The sequence below is a fragment of the Stenotrophomonas sp. Sm2128 genome, from assembly GCF_030985535.1.
Lineage (GTDB): Bacteria > Pseudomonadota > Gammaproteobacteria > Xanthomonadales > Xanthomonadaceae > Stenotrophomonas > Stenotrophomonas maltophilia.
Map to the genome: position 1 here is coordinate 41,327 of NZ_JAPTFQ010000001.1, position 23,228 is coordinate 64,554.

Here is a 23,228-nt window from a genome sequence, read left to right on the forward strand (position 1 = left end):
CCACCCGTGCTGTCGGTGTCTGTCCCGTGACCCCGCACCGACGCATCCGAGGAATCCCGCATGTCCGACACCCCTCCACCGCTGAACATCCTGGCGTTTGCCGGCAGCCTGCGCAGCAACAGTTACAACCGGCGCCTGGTCAGGGCAGCAGCAGGCGCCGCGCCTGCGGGCCTGCTGCTGACCGTGCATGACACCATCGCCGATATTCCGCTGTTCGACGAAGACCTGGAAGCCGCCGACCCGGCCGGCCCTGCCGGGGTCAAGCGCCTGCGCGCGGCGATTGCGGCCGCTGACGGCGTGCTGATCGCCACGCCGGAGTACAGCCAGTCACTGCCCGGCGTACTCAAGAACACGCTCGATTGGCTGTCCCGCGACGATGCCGAGTACCGCACGGTACTTTCGGCCAAGCCGGTGGCGATCATCGGCGCTACGCCGGGCCGCTGGGGCACCAAACTGGCACAGTCGCAGCTGCGCCATACACTGACCGCCATGGGCGCATTGACCATGGCCTCGCCACAGCTCTATGTGGCCGAAGCAGCGGCCGCCTACGACGATGACGCGGAAGATTTCGACGCGGCGACGCGCAAGCGCCTGCAGCGCTTCCTGGAGGGATTCCAGAGCTGGGTCCAGCTGCTGCAGGGTGGGTCGTCGCGCGGTTGAGCGGTGCCGGCAGAGGCCGTCATCGCCCGCCGGTGCCAAGGACCGGATCATGCAGCCCGCGCAGCTTCTTCTTGTTGATCTTGCCCACGCTGGTCCGCTCGATTGCATCCACGAAGCTCACGCGCTCCGGGATCGCATAGCGTGAGATGTCTCCGGAACGGCTGCGCGCCGCGACCAGTTCGATGATCTCCGCTTCGGCCACATGGCTTCCCGGCTTCCTGACCACCAGTGGCAATGGCCGCTCGCCCCATTTCGTGTCGGCGATACCGATCACCGCGACCTCGCTGACCGCCGGGTGCAGTGCGATGATGTCTTCCAGCGCGAGCGAGGAGATCCATTCGCCCCCGGTCTTGATCACGTCCTTGATGCGGTCGGTGACACGCAGGTAGCCAGCTTCGTCGATGTTGCCGATGTCGCCGGTGTGCAGGTAGCCGCCCGCCCACAGCGTTGCCGAAGCCTCGGGATCGTGCAGGTAGCCCTGGGTCAGCCAGGGGGCGCGCGCCACCACCTCACCGGTGGCGACGCCATCGTGGACGACATCGCCCATGTCCGGGTCGACGATGCGCAGGTCCACCAGCGGCACCGGAATGCCGGCCTTGGTGCGCAGTGACAGCACCTCGTCGGCATCGGTCACGCTGTCCACGTCGATCTGGGCGATGGTGAGCAGAGGGCAGGTCTCGGACATGCCATAGCCGCCGAAGATGTCGATGCCCCGCGCCAGTGCGCGCTGCGCCAGGGCACGGGGCAGCGCGGCACCGCCGATGATCACCTTCCAGCCCTCCAGGTCGGTCTGCGCGGCGTCCGGGTGCTCCAGCAGCATGTGCAGGATGGTTGGCACGCAGTGCGAGAAGGTCACCTTTTCGCGGGCGATCAACGCCAGCAGTTTCGCAGGCAGGTAGCGCCCCGGATAGACCTGCCTGATGCCCATCGCGGTAGCCACGTAGGGCAGGCCCCACGCGTGCACATGGAACATCGGGGTGATGGGCATGTAGACATCGTCACGATGCAGGCGGCCCTGGCGAGGTGCGCCGCCGAGCGCGGCCATCGCCGCCAGCGAATGCAGCACCAGCTGCCGGTGGCTGAAATAGACCCCCTTGGGCAATCCGGTGGTTCCGGTGGTGTAGAACACCGTGGCACGGGCATTCTCGTCGAAGTCCGGGAAGCGGCCGACCGGCGTGGCACCGCGCAACCCCGCTTCGTACTCGGTGGCGAAGCCTGGCGGCAGCGGGCCACCGGCATCGTCCAGCAGGATGCGCGTGCGCAGGTCCGGCAGCTGCTCGTCGATGGCGTCCAGCAGCGGCAGGAACTCGCGGTTGGCCAGGATCACCCGCGCGCCGCTGTGGTTCAGCGTGTACGCGATCTGCTCGGGGGCCAGGCGCACATTCACCATCATCAGCACCGCACCGATCATCGGAACCGCGAAGTAGGCCTCCAGGTAGCGGTTGCTGTCCCAGTCCATCACCGCCACCGTGTCGCCGTGGCCGACGCCCAACGAGGTCAACAGGCCGGCCAGCTGGCCGATGCGCGCCTGCAGGGTGCGGTAATCGAATCGGACCCTATCGCCATAGACGACTTCCTGTTCAGGACTCACCGCCAGCGGCATCAGCAGCAGCTGCTTGATCAGCAGTGGATAGGCATGGGCATCGGGAGTGGGGGCGGATGACATGGCATTTCCTCGTGGGCGGCGTTGCGGTCGCCGGCCTTCTCCGCACCACACTATCAAGCCCTTCCTGCTGTACCAGCGTACCTAGGTACCTGTTCCCGCGCGCAGCCGATTTGATAATCTCGCCAGGACATGCCAACCCTGCTCATCGCCGACGATCACCCCTTGTTCCGTGCGGCACTGCATCGCGCGGCGGAAGAGGCGGTCGCCGATCTGCAGATCAGCGAGGCGGATTCACTGGACAGCGTGCTGGAGGCGATCGAGAACCAGTCGATCGACCTGATGCTGCTGGACCTGCACATGCCGGGCAACCATGGGCTGGCCGGGCTGGCGACCATTCGTGCGCTGCAGCCGGGCCTGGCGATCATCATCGTCTCCGCCAACGAGGAGCCGCAGGTGATCCGGCGCGCCATCGACCTCGGCGCCGCGGGCTACCTGCCCAAGAGCTCGGGTTTGAACGAGCTGCAGTCCGCGCTGCAGTCCGTGCTGGAGGGCGAACGCTGGATCCCGGCGCTGCTGCGCGAGCCGGTGGCGCGGGTAGCGCCGTTCAGCAGGGATGCCGACCTGGCCGCACGCCTGGCCAGCCTGTCCGCACATCAATACAAAGTGCTGGGGCTGGTGGCCGAGGGCCTGCTCAACAAGCAGATTGCCGACCGGCTGGGCGTACAGCTGCGCACGGTCAAGGCGCACATGACACGCATCATGGAGCGGCTGGGCGTGCGCAACCGTGCGCAGGCCATCCGCGTGCTGCACGAAATGGGGTTGGCCGATCCGTCGCGGCAGATCGAAGAGCTGCCCGAGCCCTGAACGGTCAGCGCGTGGCAGTGGCCGCCAGCAGGTGGTTGATCGCCCAGCGCAGCGCCAACGGCTTGAACGGCTTGTTGAGCAGGGACAGCCCAGCGCCGCGCACCGCCTCGCGTGTATCGCTGCCGGTATCCGCACTGAGGATCACCGTCGGTCGCGGTCCATGCATGTCCGCCAGCCGCTGCCACAGCGCAACACCGGTATCGCCGTCATCCAGGTGATAGTCGAACAGCCACAGCGCCGCCTCGTGCGCTGAGGGCCCGATGGCATCGGCGCTGCCTGCCGCGATGACGTCGCAGCCCCAGGAACGCAGCAGTTGCCGCATCGCCTCCAGCGCGTCCGGGTCATTGTCCACTGCCAGTACGCGGAAACCCTTGAGGGCGTTGCTGCCACCCGTCGGTGCCGAACTGCGCGGGGCCACAGGCGGTGCTGCGCGTTGCACGCTGATCGAGAAGGCCGAGCCGTGCCCGGGCACGCTGCGCAGGTGCAAGGGTGCATGCAGCAGATCGGCGATGCGGTGGGCGATGGTCAAGCCCAGTCCCAGCCCCTGGCCGTTGCTGCGATCGACCCGGTGGAACTCCTCGAACACCACCGCCTGCTGCTCCGGAGCAATGCCGGGGCCTGTGTCATGCACGACGATCATCAGTGCCTGCCCCTGGCGGCGCACACCCAGCAACACACCGCCGTGGCGGGTGTAGCGAATGGCATTGGCCAGGAAGTTCTGCAGCACCCGGCGCAGCAGCAGGGGATCGCTATGCACCCAGGCCTGGCTCCGCACGTGGCGGAACTGCAGCCCGCGCGCCGCCGCCAGCACCGCGAACTCCTGCGCAAGCGGATCCAAGACCGTCGACAGCGCGAACGGGCGCGGATCGGCCACCAGCCCACCGGCTTCCAGTCGCGATATATCGAGCAGGCCGGACAACAGGTCATCGGTGGAATCCAGTGCGCCGCGGATCTGCCGCAGGAAACTGTCGAGGAACTCGGATTCGATGTGCTGCGACATCGCCTCGGTCAGCAGCTGCGCCGCATGCAGTGGCTGGATCAGATCGTGGCCGACGGCGGTCAGGAAGCGGGTCTTGGCCACGTTCGCACGCTCGGCTTCGTGCACTGCTTGTTCCAGACGGGCAGTGCGGTCCTGCACTCGGCGTTCCAGGGTTTCATTGCTGCGCTTGAGCGCATCTTCCGTGCGGCGGAATGCAGTGACATCGGTGAAGGTGGCGACATAGCCACCGCCCGGCATCGGGTTGCCGCGTATCTCAACGATGGTGTCATCGGGGAAGATCCGTTCGGAAAGGTGGGGCGTGCCACGGCGCATATGCGCGACGCGGCGCTGCAATGCCTTGGTGGGCGTGTCGCCGGGGGCGTCGCCGATCTTCAGTTCCCCCAGGGCCCAAGCGGTGAGATTGACCACCGGCTGCCCCACCTGCAGCAGCTCCGGCGGAAACTTGAACAGCGCGGCGTAGCGACTGTTCCAGGCCACCAGCTGCAGCTGCGCGTCGACCACGCTGATGCCCTGGCTCATGTTCTCCAGCGCCGCCTCCAGCAGGCGCTGATTGAAGCGCAGCACCTGGGTCGCTTCGCCGACCGCGCGGGTCACTGCATCCAATGGCGCAGTGCCGCCCTCACGGGCGGCCTCCACCAGCAGCCGTGCCATGCCTGCGCCGACCACGGCCGTCAGCTCGCGCTCGACGGCGGTGACCCGGTCGTCATCCAGCATCTGCCCGGCGTGGCCTTCCAGCAGCTGGCGCGCACGCTCTTGGCCAAGGAAGCGTCCGGCGGTCCTGCGCAGGGACGCCGCAGCCACCGCATCCCGCCGCCGTGGCAATGACGGACGCACGGCCCGCGACACCAGGGCCACGGTCAGCAGGTTGACTGCCAGGCTGGCCCCCATGCTGATGGCGATATGGCCCGGCTGCACGCGCAGCGAGACCACCGACAACCAATGCAGCCCGTCGGCGCCGACCGACGGCGTCGCGGCCGGGATCACCATCGGCAGCAGTACCAGCCACAGCCAGGCCAATGAGCCCAGCACGATGCCGGCGATGATGGCCGGGGAGGGCGTACGTGGGCGATACACCGCCAGCAGCACCGCCGGTGCCAGCTGCGAGAGGGCGGTGAAGGACATCAGGCCGAAATCACTGAGTGCCTCGGTGTCGCTCATCGCCCTGCTGTACAGCCACGCCATCAGGAACACGGCGAGGATGCCGGCACGGCGGAACGCCAGCACGCGCGGTCGCAGGTCAGCGTTGGCCACGCCGCCCTCGATGCCGCCGAGCAGGCGCGAACCGAAGCCATGGTTGCCCAGCATGATCGACAGCGTCAGCCCGGACAGGATCATCATGCCGGTGGCCGCACTCAGGCTGCCCAGATAGGCCAGCAGCGCCAGCAGATGATGGCCAGCGGCCTGCGGCAGCGCCAGCACGTACAGGTCGGGCGATACCGAGGCCGGCAGCTGCGCAGCGCCGGCCAATGCCATCGGCACCGACGGCAGGCCGATCAGCAGCAGGTAGACCGGGAACATCCAGCGTGCCGTCTTCAGGTCCGATGTCTGGCGAAGCTCGACCACGCCGACATGGAACTGGTGCGGCAGGGTGAACGCGGAGATCGCCCCCAGCGCGACCATGGTGAGATAGTCCGGCACGATGGCCGGTGGTGGCAGCTGCGCCATCTTCTCCAGCAGCGGTGTGCCGGCTTTGTGCACGGACAACGCCGCATACAGGCCAATGGCCAGCAGCGCCACCAGCTTCAGTACGGACTCCAGGCCCAGCGCGACCACGATGCCTCGGTTGGGCTCGGTGGCCGAGGCCTTGCGTGCACCGAACAGCAGGGTGAACGCGGCCATCGTCAGCGCGAACCAGAACGACATGTCCAGCTTCGCACCGGCAGGCGCGAACCCATCACCCAGCAGGGTGCCCAGCCCCTGGCTGACGGCTTTCAGCTGCAGTGCGATGTACGGGATGATGCCGAACAGCGCCACCAGGGTGATGGTGAAGCCGAGGCCGCGATCGGCACGCAGTCGTGCAACGACCAGATCGGCGATGGTGGCACTGTTGTGCTGCTTGGCCAGCCGCCCGAGACGGAGCAGGAACGGCAGGCCGAACGCGAAGATCAGCGCCATGCCGGCCAGGGTTGGTGGAATGGGGAAACCCCATTGCCGCCCCTGCGAGGCCGCACCGTAGTAGGTCCACGCGGTGCAGTGCACGGCCAGCGACAGTGCATAGATGAGCGGCCATGCCTTCGAAAGCCGGTGCCCCCGGCGCTCGCCCCACAGCGCCACGCCAAACAGCAGTGCGGTCCATGCAATGCAGGCGAAGAGGACGATGGAGGGCGTCAACATCGCTCCAGTGTAGGGAGAGAATCGGGCGGGGTGGTGCTAGGGCGTGATCACGATCAGTGACAGCTGCTCAGCGACCAGTGCCAGCTCGCCATCGGCGACCCGCTCGACGGCCTTGCGCTGGATCAGCAGCCACTGGCCGGGCTGGCGCGCATCCAGTGACACCAGCTGCGAGCGTACCCGCACCTCGGACCCGCTCGGCACCGGCGCCAGGAAGCGGACCTTGTTCAAGCCGTAGTTGAGCACATGGGCGATGCCGGGGAAGCCGGCCAGGGCGGCCACATCGTCCTCCACCGTCAGCGAGAGCAGCAGGAAGCCGTGTGCGATGGTACGCCCGCCCGGCATCTGCGCCTGCGCCCGCGCTGGATCGACATGGATCCAGTTGTGGTCGCCGGTGGCGTCGGCAAAGGCATCGATGCGCGCCTGGTCCAGGCAGGTCAGGCCACTCAGCCGCTCACTGGCGGCCCACTGCTGCACCGCCTGCAGGGCGGGAGGCAGGTCGCTGTCCGCACTCACACCACACGCTCCAGCAAGGCAAGGATCGCGTCACGTGCCTCTGGCTCGGACAGCATCGGCGCGTGGCCGACATCGGGCACTTCCACCAGACGGGCACTTTCCGAGGTGGCCGCCATCTGCCGCGCCACATCGGCCGGCAGAATATCGGACAGCGCGCCGCGCACCACCAGCACCGGCACCCGTGCGGTCAGCCCACGAACCGCACGCCACAGCAGCGGACGCAACAGCCACAGCAGCCATGGCCGGGTGGTGCGGATCACTGCTGGGTCGTAGTCCAGTTCCAGCAGGCCATCGCTGCGCGGGCGGAAGGTGCGCACGGCCATCTGCCGCCAGTCGTCGGTGCTGAAGCGCGGGAACGCGGCCTTGCCGATGGATTCCACGTAGGCCGTGGCCTGCACCAGGTCCATCGGCGGTACCGGCTTGCCGGCGTACTTGCCGATCCGTGCCAGCGCCTCACGCGGCACCCTGGGGCCGGCATCGTTGAGCACCGCGCCCGCGACCCGCTCGGGCGCGCGCGAAGCGAGGGTGATGGTCACCAGCACGCCCAGTGAGGTGCCGACGAACACCGCCTTGTCGATGTTCTGCGCGCGCAGCAGCGCGACCATGTCATCTGCGTAGGTGCGCGGGTTGTAGCTGGACGGATCATGCGCACGTTCTGAACCGGCGCGGCCACGCAGGTCGACGGCGATCACGCGCCATCCCTCGGCGGTGAGTGTTTCGGCCAGTGCGTCGAAATCGGCACCATTGCGGGTCAGGCCGGGAATGCAGACCACGGTGCCGCGGGGCGCCTGCCGGGCATCCGCTGCATGGTCGCGCGCGTGCAGGCGCAGGCCATCGTCGCTGTTCCAGTACAGGTCGTCGTAAGACTGCGTCATGCAGAAGCTTCCTGAAGATCGTAACGGATGCGCTAGAAATCGTAACGGACGCTGAGGGCATATTGGCGCGGCGGGCCATAGAAGCCAATCAGCGTGCCGACTGCAGGAATGTTGTAGCCAGTAGTGCGGTATTCCTTGTCGGCCAGGTTGGTGCCCTGCAACGAGAAGGTCCACGCATCATCCAGGCGCCAGATGACGCCGGCATTGACCAGCCCGTAATCCTGCTGGCGGATCACCGGGCTGAGGTCGGTGGTCGGCCACACTTCGCTCTGGTAGCTGTAGCTCACCCGTGCCGACAGGTTGCTGCCGTTGGCCAGGTCGGTGCGGTATTCCACGTTGAACGCACCGGAGAATTCCGGCGCATTGGTGAACTTCATCTGCCTGGCCACGTTGATGCCGCGGTCGATGTACTCGTCGTATCTGGTATCCAGCCACGCCAGGTTGCCGGAAATCAGCCAGTGCTGGCTGGGCAGGTACTGATACTCGACCTCCAGGCCTTTGACGGTACCGGCGCCGGCATTGGTGAAATCGCCGAAGAAGGAATCATCGATGCCATCGCCATTGGTATCCAGGCCGGTGAACACCGACAGCTGGATGTCCTTGTACTTGTTGTAGAACGCTGACAGGTTCAGGAACAGGCGCTGGTCGAGAAAGGCCATCTTGCTGCCGACCTCATAGCTGTCCACGGTCTCGTCATCGAACGGCTCCGCCGAGCGCGGTACCGCCACCGCGTTGGCGCGGATGTTGTAGCCGCCGGACTTGAAGCCACGCGTCGCCAGGCCATAGACCATGATGTCCGGAGTGATCTGGTAGTCCAGCGAGACCTTGGGCGAGACGTTCCTGAAATTGGTCTTCTTGTCGAAATCGGCGGTCACCGCCACCGGCCGGCTGAAGCCCGGGTCGGCGTAGAGGCGGTTGAGCACGATCGCGCGCTTGTCCTCGTCGGTGTAGCGGGCGCCGACATCGAGCTTCAGTCTGCGGGTCAGGTCGAAGGTCCAGTCCGCATACAGCGCGATGCTGTCGGTCAGCACCTTGCCCTGGTTGTCGGCGAACTGGGCACTGAAGTAGTTGTTCTGGATCTGCCCGCCAGCCTCGCCACTGAACTGGTACAGGCCGACCACACCGCGCACCCGGCCGCCGGCATCGTAGTTCAACTGCACTTCGTTGCTGACCTGGTCGTCGTGGTAGGTGCCACCCACGTCGGCGAGCTTGACCGGGGCGGTATCGAAGTCGATGTTGGCCTCGCTGTCCGATTCACGCTTGGCGACCACGTATTTCAGCGCGATGTCTTCGTTCGGCCGCCAGTTCACCGTGGCCGAGGCGCCCTTGCTCTCCACGTTGTTGAGGTTGCGCATGCCCGAGCGGATGTCATAGCGGCTGTCCATCGGCGGGTAGGCGCGCAGGAACGGATTGGGTGCCAGCATCTTCGAGCCGCGCATGCCGGACTGATCGTCGATCCAGTCCAGTGCGAACTGCACGTCGAAGTCGTCGCCCGCATACGCGCCCAGGTTCAGGCGTGCCGCGTTGATCTGCTTGTCACTGACCGGCTGGCCGTTGAAAGTGTTCTCGCCAAACCCGTCGTGGTTCATGCTGGCCACCGCCACGCGGGCGCGCAGGCCGCTGTCAGCACCGCCGATCGGACCGCCGATGGCTGCCTTGGCATCCAACTGGCTGTAGTTGCCCACGGTGACCTGGGCGAAGCCCTCGGTCTGGGTCGGCAGGCCGCGCGAGATGTACTTGATCGCGCCGCCGATGGTGTTCTTGCCGTAGAGCGTGCCCTGCGGGCCGCGCAGCACCTCGATGCGCGAGACATCGAACACATCCAGCAGCGCACCCTGCGGGCGCGCGATGTAGACGTCATCCAGGTAGATGCCCACGCCCGGATCGGCGCCCCAGGTGGGGTCGGACTGGCCGATGCCACGGATGTAGGCGGTGACCGTGCTGCTGGCACCGCGGGCGGCGTAGATGGTCAGGTTGGGCACCTGCGCATCCAGGTCGCTGATGTCCTGGACATTCATCTTGCCCAGCGCTTCGGAGGTAAATGCGGTAACCGCTACCGGGACCTCCTGCAGGGTTTCCTCGCGCTTGCGCGCGGTGACCTTGATGCTGTCCAGGTTGGTGGGTGATGCAGTCCTGGCCGCCGTCGGCGTGGCCTGGGGCGTTTCCTGTGCCAGTACCGGCCCGGAGGCCAGCAATGCGCCGATCATGAGACTCAGGCAATTCCGTTTCATTCGGTCCTCCCCCAGGCAGCTGCTTGCAGATGGCCCATTGCCATCCTGCAGCCAAGGCTAGCGGTGTCATCACGCAGCGGCGAGTGGACCTAGGTCCAGTCGGCAGCGGCCGCTGGATGCGGATACTGGGCGCGCCCCCAGCCGGAAGCGCGTCCCGGTACCCCTTCATCCACGACTCACGCATGAGGATCTGGCCATGAAATCCGGAATCGATTCGATCAAGGTTGTACTGCTGGTGCTGTGCAGTTGGCTGGCGATGGCGGGCAGTGCCCTTGCCGCAGGCCCGGCCGGGCATTGGGACATTGGCCTGTACGGCAATCTGTTCGGCGCCCGCGAGTACCAGGTGTGGGTGCCGGCGGGCTACGACGACCAGCAGCCGCTACCGTTGCTGCTGGTGCTGCACGGCTGCGTCAACGGGCCCAACCTGATGGGGGAGGCGTCAGGCTTCAATGATGTGGCCGACACCGAAGGGTTCATCGTGGTCTACCCCCGGCAGAACGTCACCTCCAATCCGGCCCGCTGCTGGAACTGGCAGCTGCCGATCAACCAGGCCCGCGACAGCGGCGAAGCCTCGATCCTGGCCGGCATCGTGGACAAGGTGAAAGCGGACTACAGCGTGGATCCGCGCCGAGTCTATGTCACCGGCATTTCGGCAGGTGGTGCGATGACCTCGATCATGCTGGCCTGCTATTCGGATGTGTTCGCTGCCGGCGCCATCCACTCCGGTGGCATGTTCAAGGGCGCGACCACGATTTCCGGCAGCGCCTACGCACTGCTGGCCGGCAGCATCTATTCGCCGGACAGCAATGGCCGCCTGGCGTGGCAGTGCTCGGTTCGCCGTCGCCGCGACCGCTGCCGGTGCTGGTGTTCCATGGCAGCGCCGATCTCACCGTCAATCCGGTGAACGGCCAGCAGGCCGTGCGCCAGTTCCTGCAGACCAATGACCTGGCCGACGACGGCCTGGACAACGACTCGGTGAAGTACGTGCCGACCAGCACCTATCACGGACAGGTGCCGGGCGGCCGCGGGTATACCGTCGACACCTACGCCTACGGTGGCAGGACGCTGGTCCAGCACTACGTGGTGCAGGGCATGGGGCATGCCTGGAGCGGCAGCCAGTCGGGCCTGCCATTCACCGACCCGAAGGGGCCGGACGCCACGCTGATCACCTGGTTGTTCCTGAAGGACTACCAGTGCTGACGGGGGGCAGGGGGCCTTCCAGGGAGGGGCGCGACTGGAGGTGCCGGATGGCACCTTCAGCCGCTCATGGCAATCGATTATCGTGAGCGCCCGTTCCCACGACCTTCAAGCGCCGGCGCATGGAATCCATGTCAACGACTGCCCGAAACCGGCAATGGCTCAATGCCGTCGTGCTATCCGCAGTGCTCCTTGCCGTCGGCTGCGAGGGCAGGAAGGCACCGCCGAACGATGTGGGGGCGGCGGTCGACGAGGCGGCCCATGCCCTGATTGAACAGCCTTTGCTGCACTCGGCCTCCATCGGCGTGGTGTACCGGGGCAAGACCTTCATCCGTCACCGCGGCGAGATGGTAGCCGGCAAGCCCGATGTTCCGACCGACGCAACGCTGTATGAGATCGGCTCGCTGAGCAAGACCCTGGCGGGCACGTTGATGGCCCGTGCGGTGCTTGAGGGCAGGGTGGGCCTGGAGGATGACGTTCGCAGCTACCTGCAGGGCGACTATCCGAACCTGCAGTACCAGGGCCAGCCCATACGGGTCCGTCACCTGCTGTCACACACCAGTGGCCTGCCGAACATGCTGCCGGAGCGGGCGAACACCGTGTTGGAGGACTTCACCGATCACCGCGTGCCCGGTGAACTCAGTGCCCTCTATGCGCATTACGGCAAGCCGGATTTCCTGCGGGATCTGCACGCCGTGCGGATCCCACGGATGCCCGGGAAAGAGTACGCCTACTCCAGTGCTGGGACGGAGCTGACGGCCCACATTCTGGAAGGCGTCTACAAGACCGACTACACGTCATTGCTGCGTGGCTTCTTCAGCGACGCCGCAGCAATGACCAGCATCGGGATCAAGCTGGGGAATGCGGAAAAAGACCGTCTTGCCATCGGCTACCACAGCGACAATCCGGTGCCGACCTCGCCGATGCCACAGTTGCCATGGGGCGCTTCCGGCAACGTCAAGGCAACAGTGCCCGACATGGTGAAATACCTTCAGTTCCAGCTGGCCAACGGCCCGGTGGTGCAGGAATCGCATCGCACTCTGGCCAGATTCGACGACGAGTTCAGCATCGGCTATTTCTGGAACATCGTCGCTGGCGATCGCCAGAAGGGTGTCTATTACGCCCACCACGGTGGCGTTCCACGCTCGCAGTGCTACATCTACATCATGCCTGAGCACGATCTGGGCATCTTCGTGATCACCAACCAGAGCGGCGACCGGACCGCGCGTGCCATGGAGGCGGCGATCGATACCCTGGTCGGGAGAATCGCGGCGCGTTGAACCGCCCGCTGAGGCTCGGGCCCACGCGGCCCGGTCCGTGCACCAATGTGGCTTCGCAGGACGACGTGTCGGACAAGCCTGGAACCGATCTGGACAGACTGCTCGGCCCCGGCGGCTGTCGGCCGCAGGGCTTTGCGCTCGCATTCCTGGCGTTCGTCGCTGGATATCATCGTTGGTCGCATGGTCTGCGCCGCGGCAATGCCCTCGGCTAGGCTATAGCGATCGACCGCAGGGATGACGACCCCATGAACCGCTGGCTTTTCCTGGCGCTTGCTGCGCTCCCGTTCACTGCCGGTGCCGTGGTCATCCGTGATGACGTTGACGACGCCCGGTATCAGATCGATGCCTCTGTCTTCCCGGCGCTGGCTGACATGCCGGGTGAAGGACATGGCGTTCTCATCGCCCCGCGCTGGGTACTGACCGCAGCGCATGCGGCACCCATGGAAGGGATGGAAGAATCCATCTCCATCAATGGACGCGCCTATGCGGTCGAGCGCGTCTTCGTGCATCCCGGTTTCAGAAGAATGCCGGAGGCCCTGGGCAAGGAGGCGCTGGCGACAGGAAATCCCTCCAGGATCCACGCGTTCCTGGCAGCATCGGATGACATCGCACTGATCAGGCTTGCGACTGCTGTAAAGGATGTACAGCCCGTAGCGCTCTATCGCGGTGCTGCCGAAGTCGCGCAGATCGCGGCCCTGATAGGAAAGGGGGCTACCGGCAATGGCGTCGTAGGGCTGGTGCCGGGCGGCCCGCATCGCACGACCCTGCGGCGGGCATTCAACGCGATTACCGGCGGCAACGAACGGTATCTCTGGTACCGGTTCGATCCGCCACCGCAGGCCCTGCCGCTGGAGGGGGTTCTCGGCAACGGTGACAGCGGCGGTCCGCTGGTGATTGATGATCACGGAACGCCGCAGCTGGTGGGGCTTGGTTCGTGGATCACTGCGGTTCCAGAGCATGCGTTCGAGGCGGGGTTCTATGGCCAGGTGGTCTACAACGTTCGCGTATCGCGCTACATCGACTGGATCGAAAGCATCAGCCGTGACGCGTCACATTGATTGCTTTTCGTGGAGGCGTAGCAGTGCAGGGGGGGCGTTGCCCTGATCTCAGCCGGTGCGACGGGCGTTCGTATGCTTCCCATCATGGGCTCATCATTTCACCGTCCAGATTTCATGATCGTCACCCGGCCGTCCGGCTGGGTGCAGAGCGGTGAGCGCTGGGATCTGTGGTGGAACGGCCGTTCGGTGGCCAGTATCGTGCCGCATGCCGTGCTCGGGTTCCGCCTGAAACTGGACGCACGCAGGATGTCACAGAGCAAGGTCGTGTCCGTCGCCAGCGCCCGCCAGGCGAAGCGCTACGCCGAGCGCTGGTGCGCGGCGCGGCTCTGCCCACAACTGCCACTGCGTGACGCCGTCGCCCGACTGGTGCAGAGCGCGCCCGAATCGGGCGCCGTGTCCGCGCCGCCACTGACGCGGAAGCAGCGGCAGCAGGCCCGGCGCCTGGCCGAGGCCGGCGCAAGCGAGATGGGGCGGATCAAGGAAGCGCTGGCGCCACGGCCGCGCGTGATGGCCGCCAGACCCGAGGTGCAGGGACGAGGTGGAACCTGGTCTGTACCCGGCCAGAATCCATCCTGGCCGCACCGAAACGGGAACACCTCCCCAGCCAGGATTACGCCGAAAGCTCCTCACGCACGATCCTGGCCCCTTCGCTGAGCGCGCGCAGCTTGCCGCGTGCCACTTCCCGCGCAAGCGGCGCCATGCCGCAGTTGGTGCTCGGGTAGAGCTTGTCGGCATCCACGAACTGCAGCGCCCTGCGCAGGGTGTTGGCCACGTCTTCCGGCGTTTCCACCGTATTGGAGGCTACGTCGATGGCGCCCACCATCACCGTCTTGCCGCGCACCAGTTCGATCAGGTCGATCGGTACGTGCGAGTTCTGGCATTCCAGCGAGATGATGTCGATGCTTGAGGTCTGCAGCTTGGGGAACGATTCTTCATACTGCCGCCATTCCGAGCCCAGTGTCTGCTTCCAGTCGGTGTTGGCCTTGATGCCATAGCCGTAGCAGATGTGCACCGCCGTCTGGCACTTCAGGCCCTCAACCGCACGCTCCAGCGCGGCCACGCCCCAGTCGTTCACTTCGTCGAAGAACACGTTGAAGGCCGGCTCATCGAACTGGATGATGTCGACGCCAGCGGCTTCCAGCTCCTTCGCTTCCTCGTTGAGGATCTTCGCGAACTCCCAGGCCAGCTTTTCGCGGCTCTTGTAGTGCGCGTCGTACAGCGTATCGATCATGGTCATCGGGCCGGGCAGGGCCCACTTGATCGGCTGCGTGGTCTGGCGGCGCAGGAACTTCGCATCCTCGACGAACACCGGCTTCGGACGGCTCACGGCGCCGACCACGGTCGGCACGCTGGCATCGTAGCGGTTGCGGATGCGGACCGTTTCGCGCTTCTCGAAATCGACACCGCTGAGGTGCTCGATGAAAGTGGTGACGAAGTGCTGCCGGGTCTGTTCGCCGTCGCTGACGATGTCGATGCCGGCGTGCTGCTGCTCCTGCAGGGACAGGCGCAGTGCATCCTGCTTGCCTTCAGTCAGGCCGTCGTCCTGCAGCTTCCAGGGTGACCAGAGCTTCTCGGGCTCGGCCAGCCAGGAGGGCTTGGGCAGGCTGCCTGCGGTGGAGGTGGGAAGCAGTTTCTTCGTCGACATTGCGTCTGGTTTCCTGGGGGCGAATGGGGAATCAATGGATCAGCGGGCAGCCCACTGCTCAAGCACGGCGCGGTACGGCTTGATGAAGTGTTCTTCGGTGAACCGGCCCTGCTTGACCGCCAGCTGGCTGCGCTCTTCGCGGTCGTAGACGATGCGGGTGGAGGAGTAATCCTGGTGCTTCAGGCTGGGCTGGTAGACCTTGCCGGCCACGGAATTGGCGTTGTAGATCTCCGGGCGGTAGATCTTCTGGAAGGCCTCCATCGTGCTGATGGTGCCGATCAGCTCCAGGTTCGAGTAGTCGCCCAGCAGGTCGCCCTGGAAGTAGAACGCCAGCGGTGCGACGCTGCCCGGCGGCATGAAGTAGCGCACCTGCAGGCCCATCTTGTCGAAGTACTGGTCAGTGGGAGAGAACTCGCCCTGGCGATACTCCACACCCAGGATCGGATGGTGGTTCTCGGTGCGGTGGTAGGTCTTGCTGCTGGATACGCTGATGCAGATTACCGGCCCCTTGCTGAAGTTGGCGCGGTAGGCCTCGGACTCCAGGAAATGCTTGAACAGCTTGCCATGCAGGTCGCCAAAGCCCTCCGGAATGCCAAAGGTGGCCTTCCCTTCGTTGCTGGCCGGCAGCACCACGCTGAAGTCGTAGTCGCGCACGTAGGACGAGAAATTGTTGCCGACGATGCCTTCGGTACGCGCGCCGGTGCGGGTGTCGACGATGGTCGGGCGCAGCACTTCGATCAGCGGGAACGGATCGCCGCCATCGCTGTTGCCGATGTGCATCTCCACCGAGATGATGTCCAGCTCGACCGCGTAGCGATCCGCGCTGGGGTTGTCCCAGTGCGCCAGATCGTTGAAGCGGTTGTTGATCATGCTGATCGTGTTGCGCAGGTTTTCCTGGCGGGACGCGCCGCGGGCCAGGTTGGCGAAATTGGTGGTGATGCGCGTCCCGTCGGCAGGCTGGTAATCCTCGTTGAAGGGGATCTGCGTGATGCTGAAGGTGAAGGTGTCGGTCGTCATGGGTGGCGTTCCGTAGTGCGGGGTGACATCCGGATGCGGGCGAGGGCATCCGGCATTCAAAGTGCTGCGGCCGCTTCCAGGTCGGCGGCGCGCTGGCGAGGCAGGTCCAGCAGCGGCATGGCCCGCCGCACCGCCAGCCGTGCGCGCTCGACCAGGGCGTCGTTGTGCACGCGACCGTCGGCGAAATCGCGGTCGGTGGCGTAGACGCCCAGCGGCAGGGTGCGCGCCTGGAAGAAGCTGAAGAGCGGGCGCAGCTGATGGTCGATCACCAGCGAATGGCGCTCGCTGCCGCCGGTCGCGGCCAGCAGGATGGGGGTGTCGACCAGTGCGTCCTGGTGGACGAAGTCGAAGAAATGCTTGAACAGCCCTGTGTACGAGCCGCGATAGACCGGCGTGCTCACCACCAGCACATCGGCCTGCTCGACGGTGGTCAACTGGCGTTCCACGGTGTCGGGCAACTGCGAACGCCAGAGCGCACCGGCCAGCTGCGGGGCCAGTGCGCCCAGTTCGACCAGGTGCTGCTCGCTGTGGATGTCCTCGCCGATCAGGCCCATCAGATGCTCGGCCAGGGTGGCGGCCTTGGAGGGGCGCTGCAATCCGCCGGACACGGCGACGATTCGAAGGGGGCGGGCAGGTGAAAGCATGACCCGATGCTAGCCATGCCCTTCCATGACGTAAAATGGTATTACTTCACCTATCCATGAGCAGGATTCATCGTCATGCTGGAGCGGATCCACCTCAGCATCGTGCAGCAGGTCGAGCAGCAGGGCTCGCTTACCGCGGCCGCCGGCGTACTCAACCTGACCCAGTCGGCCCTGAGCCACAGCATGAAGAAGCTGGAGCAGCAGCTGGGCACTGATGTATGGCTGCGCGAAGGCCGCAGCCTGCGCCTGACCCAGGCCGGGCAATACCTGCTGGCCGTCGCCAACCGCGTGCTGCCGCAGCTGGATCTGGCCGAGGAGCGGTTGGGCCAGTTCGCACAGGGCGAGCGCGGCGCGCTGCGCATCGGCATGGAATGCCATCCCTGCTACCAGTGGCTGCTGAAGATCGTCTCGCCGTACCTGGCCGCGTGGCCGGATGTGGATGTGGACGTCAAGCAGAAATTCCAGTTCGGCGGCATCGGCGCGCTGTTCGGCTACGAGATCGACCTGCTGGTTACCCCCGATCCACTGCTGAAGCCAGGCCTCAAGTTCATTCCCGTGTTCGACTACGAGCAGGTGCTGGTGGTGGCCAGGAACCACGCCCTTGCCAAGGTGGATTACGTGAAGCCGCGCCAGCTCGGCCAGGAAGTGCTGATCAGCTATCCGGTGCCGTTCGAGCGCCTGGACATCTACAACCAGTTCCTGCTGCCGGCCGGCATCACGCCGCGACGGCACAAGGCCATTGAAACCACCGACATCATGATGCAGATGGTGGCCAGCGGTCGTGGCGTGGCCGCCATGCCGCGCTGGCTGGTGGAAGAGTACGCCACCCGCATGGACGTGGTGCCGGTGCGCCTCGGTGCGAAAGGCATTCCCAAGCAGATCTATCTGGGTGCGCGCGAAGCCGATACCAGCATCGACTATCTGCAGGCCTTCATCGAACTGGCGCGGAACAGTTCGCCCCTGGCCAGCAATGCAGGCGTGGGCGCGTGATGTCCGCGCCTACGTCGCCGCGGGTGCAGGCCTTCCTTGATGCTTTTTCGCTGGAGGTGAGCGCCAGGGCCATGCCGGCGCTGGGTGCCGAAGCCACCCGCATTCCGCGTGGCACCACGATCTCCATTCCCTGGCTGGCCAGCGAGGACGACGACGCACGCCTGGCAGCGGCGCGCAGGGTGCGTGAACTGGGCTTCGAGCCGATGCCGCATCTCTCGGCGCGGCGCATCGGGTCGCGTGCGGTGCTTGAGCGCTTCCTGCAGCGTGCCGCCAACGAGGCAGGTGTCGCCCAGTGCTTGGTGATCGCCGGCGACCTGGCCACGCCCGCCGGACCGTTTGCTGACAGCGCTTCGATCATCGAGAGCGGCCTTCTGGAGAGGGCCGGTATCAAGGTCGTCGCCATCGGCGGTCACCCCGATGGCCATTCGGTCCTGGGCAGTGGCGCGTGCTGGCAGGTACTGGAACACAAGTGCCAGTCCATCGAAGCGCGCGGCATGGCGCCAATGATCATCACGCAGTTCGCCTTCGATGCCGACATCGTCCTGGCCTGGTTGCACGCGCTGCGCGCCCGTGGCATCCACGTTCCGGTGCTGGTCGGCGTGCCGGGCCCGGCAAGCATCGCGCGGCTGGTACGTTACGCCGCAATGTGTGGGGTGGGGGCCAGTGCATTGATGCTGTCCCGGTATGGCATCTCGATCGGCCGGTTGCTGGGCAGCGCGGGCCCGGAGGTGTTCGTGGACCGTCTGGCGGGCGGTTTGACTGATGCCCACGGGTTGGTCAGCCCGCACTTCTTTCCGTTCGGTGGAATTGCCCAGTCGTTGGACTGGATCAAACAGCATCGGGCGCTGCCATCGGTTGCCCGCCGCTGACAGGCCATCAATCGTGCCTGCCGGGCAGCGCATGGCCCGGTGCCGCCCCGCTCAGCCCCGGCGGTGGCGTATCCCTGACGGGGTACTGATCAGGCCCGCATTGCTGATGGCCTGGCGCGTACCGCACGTCCGGCACGCAAGCACGGTTCCTCCTCGCACATGCTCCATTTCCTGCTCGGCCCAGACGCTGGTTGCGCCGCAGGCCGTGCAGGTGGCTTCGATCTGCAGGGCACGGGCCAGGTCGCCCTCCGCGCCTGGCGTGTAGGTGAGGTCCCTGATCTTGAATAGGCCGGTATGACTCATTGGAACGCCGTTGTGGGTGCACTACGGGAAGATGCGAGGCGAAGGTGTCGACAGGGTTGGCACAGTGTCGAGAAACGGCGCGCTTCAGCTCATGGATCACTACGCAGCACGAACTCCTCCAGCCGCGCCCGGCTGACGGACTGGTGGTTGCCACAGCCTGGGCAACTGAGCGAAGCAGCGCCGTTGAGGTCGACGAGGCCATGATCAGGAATGGCGCGGAACTGCCTTGAACACTTCAGGCAGGAACAATCGATCCGGGTGACCTGCAGCAGGGTGCCATCCTCACGCGCCACTCCTTCGACGCTGTTTACATAGAACTGTCCGATGTCGCGCATGAAGATGAATAAAGCCCTGAACGTACGGGGGCGTTCATCATGCCGCCTGTCGCGCTGCTAGGCGCGAACCGTATTCTGAAGAATTAAGAATACGCATCACGGCCCGGACTTGCGCCGGGTGCTAGAGTGTGAATAGGTGCCGACGTGGCCCTGCATTCAAGGCGAAGTCCATGCCCATCCGGGCCGTTGTATACGCAAGCCAGGCCGTTGAAGGCCTTTCGATTGACCGCCTGGAAGCACTCGTCACCGATGCTGCGAGGTTCAACAAGCTTGCAGGGGTGACAGGCGTGCTGCTGCATGACGGCACGCGATTCGTGCAGTACTTCGAAGGGCCGGAAGATGGGGTGGCCAGCGTCTACGAGCGGGTGCTGCAATCGACCAGCCACACGGATGTGGTGGAGCTGGCCCGGGGGCGTGTCTCTACCCGGCAGTTCCCCTATTGGTCGATGCACCAGCTTCCTGCCGACCAGCTTCTGGTCGGCCGACTTGCCAGGGCCGACTGGTCACGCTTCAAGAGAAGCCAGCCCGAGGAGATTGCGGGTTCCGCGTGGGGTATTGATGTGCTGGCCGCTGCGGTTGAGCCCCACGTGCACGCCGCTTAGTTTGCGGTTCGGCGGCCGCTCCTTTTAGATGTGCAGCGACATGAAGGCTTTCATTACGCTCATCGCCCCATTTGCTGCGGGCCCGGCGCTTGCCGATTCCCCGCTGCCGCCGCCAGAAAGGTTCACGGCATGCTCCTCCACGCGAAATCTCTGTACCGATTCGGATCCAGCCGTCAATTCAACGCGGGTAACGCCACAGGCATCGGGTCAGGATGCCTGGCTGATATGCGGATGGCATCGCGGGTTGTTCCCGTCGGACGATGGGGAGCCGGTCGTGGTCGGCTACGAAGGCATGAACCTGGTTCCGGCTGACGTGACGTTGAGTGAGCCGGTGCTGCATTTCTACAATCGCGGCCGCCTGGTTCGCACCGTTACGCTCGATCAGTCGTATCGGCGCACCATGGTGTGACCGCGCCATCACTCGCATTCACCCCGCAGCAGCGAAAATGCACCATCGGGCGCGCCCCTACGCGCGCCGCTCACTGCCCGCAGGATCGCGAAGATGTCCAATCCCCCCTTTGGTGAATCGTCATGTGCCGCCGCTGCCAGCGGTTGCGTCGAGGTGCGCGGCGCGCGCGAGCACAACCTCAGGAATGTCGACGTCTCCATCCCGCGCAACGCATTGGTGGTGTTTTCCGGTGTTTCGGGCTCCGGCAAGTCATCGCTGGCGTTCGGCACGATCTTCGCGGAGGCGCAGCGGCGCTACTTTGAGTCAGTTGCGCCGTATGCACGGCGTCTGATCGACCAGGCCGGCGTGCCCGATGTGGACGCCATCGACGGGTTGCCGCCCGCAGTGGCCCTGCAGCAGCAGCGCGGCGCCAGCAACGCGCGCTCATCGGTGGGCAGCGTCACTACGCTGTCCAGCCTGGTGCGCATGATGTATTCGCGTGCAGGTGCATACCCGGCCAACCAGCCGATGCTTTACGCCGAGGACTTTTCGCCCAATACCCCGCAGGGCGCCTGCAGCACCTGTCACGGGCTGGGGCACGTCTACGAGGTGACGGAAGCCTTGATGGTGCCGGATCCGTCGCTGAGCATCCGCGAGCGCGCCATCGCCTCCTGGCCGCCGGCCTGGCATGGCCAGAACCTGCGCGACATCCTGGTCACGCTCGGCTACGACATCGACGTACCGTGGAAGAAGCTGCCGAAGAAGGATCGGGAGTGGATCCTGTTCACGGAGGAAACGCCCACCGTGCCGGTCTATGCAGGCTTCACGCCTGCCGAGACCCGGGCTGCGCTCAAGCGAAAGCTCGAGCCGAGCTACATGGGTACATACACCGGCGCGCGTCGCTATGTGCTGCATACCTTCGCCAACACTCAGAGCGCGCTGATGCGCAAACGGGTTTCCCGCTACATGGAAGGCAAGCTGTGCCCGGTCTGCCACGGAAAGCGCCTGAAGCCGGAAGCGCTCTCGGTCACCTTCGCGGGCGTGGATATCGGTGAGTTCATGCGGTTGCCCCTGGATCAACTGGCGGATCTGCTGGAGCCCATCGCGGAAGGTGATTTCGGCGCACACAGCAAGGGTGCACCTATCAGCAGGCATGCGACACCCCGCGATCGTGCCCGGCGCGCCGCGAGTGGCCGCGCGACGCACGAGGGCGCCCCCGACGTGCGCCTGACCTCGGCCCTGTCCGAAGAGAAGCGGCTGGCCGCACAGCGGCTGGCGGGCGGAGTCATGGGGCGGGTACGGCAACTGCGCGAGCTTGGCCTGGGCTATCTCTCGCTGGACCGCGCCACGCCCACGCTATCCGCCGGCGAACTGCAGCGCCTGCGGCTGGCCACGCAGCTCAGCTCGTTGCTGTTTGGTGTGCTGTACGTGCTCGACGAGCCTTCGGCCGGACTGCATCCCGCCGACAGCCAGGCGCTGTACGACGCATTGGACCGGCTGCGTGATGGCGGAAATTCGGTGTTCGTGGTCGAGCACGATCTGGAGCTGATGCGCCGCGCGCAGTGGCTGGTGGACGTGGGCCCGGAGGCCGGCGAGCGGGGAGGGCGCGTGCTCTACAGCGGCGAGCCCGATGGCCTGCGCCAGGTGCAGGATTCGCGCACGGCCCGGTATCTGTTCGACCAGGTGCCTGCGCCTGCCAGCCGCCAGCGAAGCGCCGCGAACTGGCTGGAACTGAAGGGCATCCATCGCCACAACCTGCACGGTGTGGACGCGCAGGTGCCGCTGGGATTGCTGACGGCGGTGACCGGCATTTCGGGGTCGGGCAAGTCCAGCCTGATGGCACAGGCCTTGCCCGAGCTGATGCTGCTGCACCTGGGGCATGAACCCGCGGACGATGGCGCCGAGGCGTCGCCGGACGACGGGCCGACGGTGATGGAAACCACCCGTGGCCAGTTGGCCGGTGATGTGGACGCCATCCAGCGGGTCGTGCAGGTCGACCAGAAGCCGATCGGCCGCACGCCACGCTCCAACCTGGCCACCTATACCGGGCTGTTCGATCACGTGCGCAAACTGTTCGCGGCGACGCCCGCCGCACGTCGTCGTCGCTTCGATGCGGGTCGTTTCTCGTTCAACGTAGCCAAGGGCCGATGCGAAACCTGCGAAGGCGAGGGTTTCGTGAGTGTCGAACTGCTGTTCATGCCCAGCGTCTATGCCCCATGCCCCACCTGCCACGGCGCCCGCTACAACGAGGCCACGCTGAAGGTGCTATGGAATGACCGCAACATCGCCGAGGTCCTGCAGATGACCGTGGACCAGGCGCATGCATTCTTCATGGCGGAAGAGGTCATTGCCCGGCCGTTGCAGCTGCTGCAGGACATCGGCCTGGGTTACCTGAGGCTGGGCCAGCCGGCCACGGAGCTTTCAGGCGGCGAGGCCCAGCGCATCAAGCTGGCCACTGAGCTGCAGCGCAGCCAGCGCGGGCGCACGCTTTACGTGCTGGACGAACCCACCACCGGCCTGCACGCGTCGGATGCGGACAGGCTGCTGGTTCAGCTGCAGCGGCTGGTCGACGCAGGAAATACGGTGGTGATGATCGAGCATGACATGCGGGCGGTCGCCCAGGCGGACTGGGTGATTGACGTCGGGCCGGGCGCAGGCAGCGCGGGTGGCACCATCGTGGCGAAGGGAACGCCGCAACAGGTGGCCCGCGCACGGGGAAGCAGGACAGCGCCTTTCCTTGCGCGCGAGCTGGCTCCTCTGTAGGGCCGAGCCATGCCCGGCCATCACCCTCGGCCAGATCCGGGGGCGGCCTGTCCA

General features: G+C 65.7%; 19 protein-coding genes and 1 pseudogene. 11 read left to right on the forward strand and 9 right to left on the reverse strand.

Annotation, left to right across the window (positions count from 1 at the left end):
* Nucleotides 1–60: 60 nt before the first annotated feature.
* Nucleotides 61–660, forward strand: a complete 600-nt coding sequence (locus O0K41_RS00190; protein WP_099531332.1) for an NADPH-dependent FMN reductase — start codon at nucleotides 61–63, stop codon at nucleotides 658–660.
* Nucleotides 661–679: 19 nt separating this feature from the next.
* Here O0K41_RS00190 and O0K41_RS00195 read toward each other — a convergent pair whose 3' ends face one another.
* Nucleotides 680–2,326, reverse strand: a complete 1,647-nt coding sequence (locus O0K41_RS00195) for a fatty acid--CoA ligase (RefSeq protein ID WP_164221254.1) — start codon at nucleotides 2,324–2,326, stop codon at nucleotides 680–682.
* A 129-nt stretch (nucleotides 2,327–2,455) separates the two neighbouring features.
* On the opposite strand from O0K41_RS00195, the gene O0K41_RS00200 reads away from it, so the two are divergent.
* Nucleotides 2,456–3,130 (forward strand): response regulator transcription factor, encoded by a 675-nt coding sequence (locus O0K41_RS00200; RefSeq protein ID WP_049452421.1) that lies wholly within the window; start codon nucleotides 2,456–2,458, stop codon nucleotides 3,128–3,130.
* Nucleotides 3,131–3,134: 4 nt separating this feature from the next.
* Here the strand turns inward: O0K41_RS00200 and O0K41_RS00205 are convergent, their stop codons facing one another.
* The 4 genes from O0K41_RS00205 to O0K41_RS00220 are packed head-to-tail and all read right to left on the reverse strand — an operon-like array spanning nucleotide 3,135 to nucleotide 10,083.
* Nucleotides 3,135–6,464 (reverse strand): PAS-domain containing protein, encoded by a 3,330-nt coding sequence (locus O0K41_RS00205; protein ID WP_164221256.1) that lies wholly within the window; start codon nucleotides 6,462–6,464, stop codon nucleotides 3,135–3,137.
* Between the two features lie 36 nt (nucleotides 6,465–6,500).
* Nucleotides 6,501–6,977 carry a MaoC family dehydratase gene (locus tag O0K41_RS00210; protein WP_149501119.1) on the reverse strand — a complete coding sequence of 159 codons (477 nt, stop codon included), beginning with the start codon at nucleotides 6,975–6,977 and terminating at the stop codon, nucleotides 6,501–6,503.
* The gene (locus O0K41_RS00215; RefSeq protein WP_060380442.1) at nucleotides 6,974–7,852 is read right to left on the reverse strand and encodes an alpha/beta hydrolase; all 879 of its coding nucleotides are present in this window, start codon (nucleotides 7,850–7,852) and stop codon (nucleotides 6,974–6,976) included. Before O0K41_RS00215 ends, O0K41_RS00210 begins: the two co-directional genes overlap by 4 nt.
* Nucleotides 7,853–7,884: 32 nt before the next feature.
* A complete protein-coding gene (locus O0K41_RS00220; protein WP_308304409.1) occupies nucleotides 7,885–10,083 on the reverse strand; it encodes a TonB-dependent receptor in 2,199 nt (732 codons plus the stop codon).
* Between the two features lie 196 nt (nucleotides 10,084–10,279).
* Here O0K41_RS00220 and O0K41_RS00225 point away from each other — a divergent pair.
* From O0K41_RS00225 to O0K41_RS00240, 4 genes and pseudogenes are all read left to right on the forward strand, one after another.
* Nucleotides 10,280–11,283: pseudogene (locus O0K41_RS00225) on the forward strand (PHB depolymerase family esterase).
* A gap of 128 nt (nucleotides 11,284–11,411) precedes the next feature.
* A complete protein-coding gene (locus O0K41_RS00230; RefSeq protein WP_043033420.1) occupies nucleotides 11,412–12,560 on the forward strand; it encodes a serine hydrolase domain-containing protein in 1,149 nt (382 codons plus the stop codon).
* 245 nt (nucleotides 12,561–12,805) lie between these two features.
* Complete coding sequence (locus O0K41_RS00235) at nucleotides 12,806–13,618, forward strand: trypsin-like serine protease (RefSeq protein WP_164221258.1); 813 nt, start codon at nucleotides 12,806–12,808, stop codon at nucleotides 13,616–13,618.
* A gap of 84 nt (nucleotides 13,619–13,702) precedes the next feature.
* A complete protein-coding gene (locus O0K41_RS00240) occupies nucleotides 13,703–14,272 on the forward strand; it encodes a hypothetical protein (protein ID WP_239503523.1) in 570 nt (189 codons plus the stop codon).
* Here the strand turns inward: O0K41_RS00240 and O0K41_RS00245 are convergent.
* The 3 genes from O0K41_RS00245 to msuE are packed head-to-tail and all read right to left on the reverse strand — an operon-like array spanning nucleotide 14,229 to nucleotide 16,924.
* Complete coding sequence (locus O0K41_RS00245) at nucleotides 14,229–15,263, reverse strand: methionine synthase (protein ID WP_012480323.1); 1,035 nt, start codon at nucleotides 15,261–15,263, stop codon at nucleotides 14,229–14,231. The genes O0K41_RS00240 and O0K41_RS00245 overlap by 44 nt on opposite strands.
* Before the next feature lie 39 nt (nucleotides 15,264–15,302).
* Nucleotides 15,303–16,280 (reverse strand): DUF1852 domain-containing protein, encoded by a 978-nt coding sequence (locus O0K41_RS00250; protein ID WP_049450720.1) that lies wholly within the window; start codon nucleotides 16,278–16,280, stop codon nucleotides 15,303–15,305.
* 56 nt (nucleotides 16,281–16,336) lie between these two features.
* A complete protein-coding gene (gene msuE, locus O0K41_RS00255) occupies nucleotides 16,337–16,924 on the reverse strand; it encodes an FMN reductase (RefSeq protein WP_164221260.1) in 588 nt (195 codons plus the stop codon).
* A 75-nt stretch (nucleotides 16,925–16,999) separates the two neighbouring features.
* On the opposite strand from msuE, the gene O0K41_RS00260 reads away from it, so the two are divergent.
* Together O0K41_RS00260 and O0K41_RS00265 are read left to right on the forward strand one after the other, a co-directional pair.
* Nucleotides 17,000–17,914, forward strand: a complete 915-nt coding sequence (locus tag O0K41_RS00260) for a LysR family transcriptional regulator (RefSeq protein WP_024956807.1) — start codon at nucleotides 17,000–17,002, stop codon at nucleotides 17,912–17,914.
* Nucleotides 17,914–18,783: a methylenetetrahydrofolate reductase gene (locus tag O0K41_RS00265; RefSeq protein WP_164221261.1), complete on the forward strand. Its 870-nt coding sequence runs from the start codon at nucleotides 17,914–17,916 to the stop codon at nucleotides 18,781–18,783. Before O0K41_RS00260 ends, O0K41_RS00265 begins: the two co-directional genes overlap by 1 nt.
* A gap of 392 nt (nucleotides 18,784–19,175) precedes the next feature.
* Here the strand turns inward: O0K41_RS00265 and O0K41_RS00270 are convergent, their stop codons facing one another.
* Nucleotides 19,176–19,421, reverse strand: a complete 246-nt coding sequence (locus O0K41_RS00270; protein ID WP_005409734.1) for a hypothetical protein — start codon at nucleotides 19,419–19,421, stop codon at nucleotides 19,176–19,178.
* A gap of 170 nt (nucleotides 19,422–19,591) precedes the next feature.
* Between O0K41_RS00270 and O0K41_RS00275 the strand changes: the two genes are divergently transcribed.
* From O0K41_RS00275 to O0K41_RS00285, 3 genes are all read left to right on the forward strand, one after another.
* Entirely contained in the window at nucleotides 19,592–20,023 is a 432-nt protein-coding gene (locus tag O0K41_RS00275) for a BLUF domain-containing protein (RefSeq protein WP_005413499.1), read from the forward strand.
* Nucleotides 20,024–20,063: 40 nt separating this feature from the next.
* Complete coding sequence (locus tag O0K41_RS00280; RefSeq protein WP_164221263.1) at nucleotides 20,064–20,432, forward strand: hypothetical protein; 369 nt, start codon at nucleotides 20,064–20,066, stop codon at nucleotides 20,430–20,432.
* Between the two features lie 93 nt (nucleotides 20,433–20,525).
* Entirely contained in the window at nucleotides 20,526–23,174 is a 2,649-nt protein-coding gene (locus O0K41_RS00285) for an excinuclease ABC subunit UvrA (RefSeq protein ID WP_164221265.1), read from the forward strand.
* Nucleotides 23,175–23,228 lie beyond the last annotated feature (54 nt).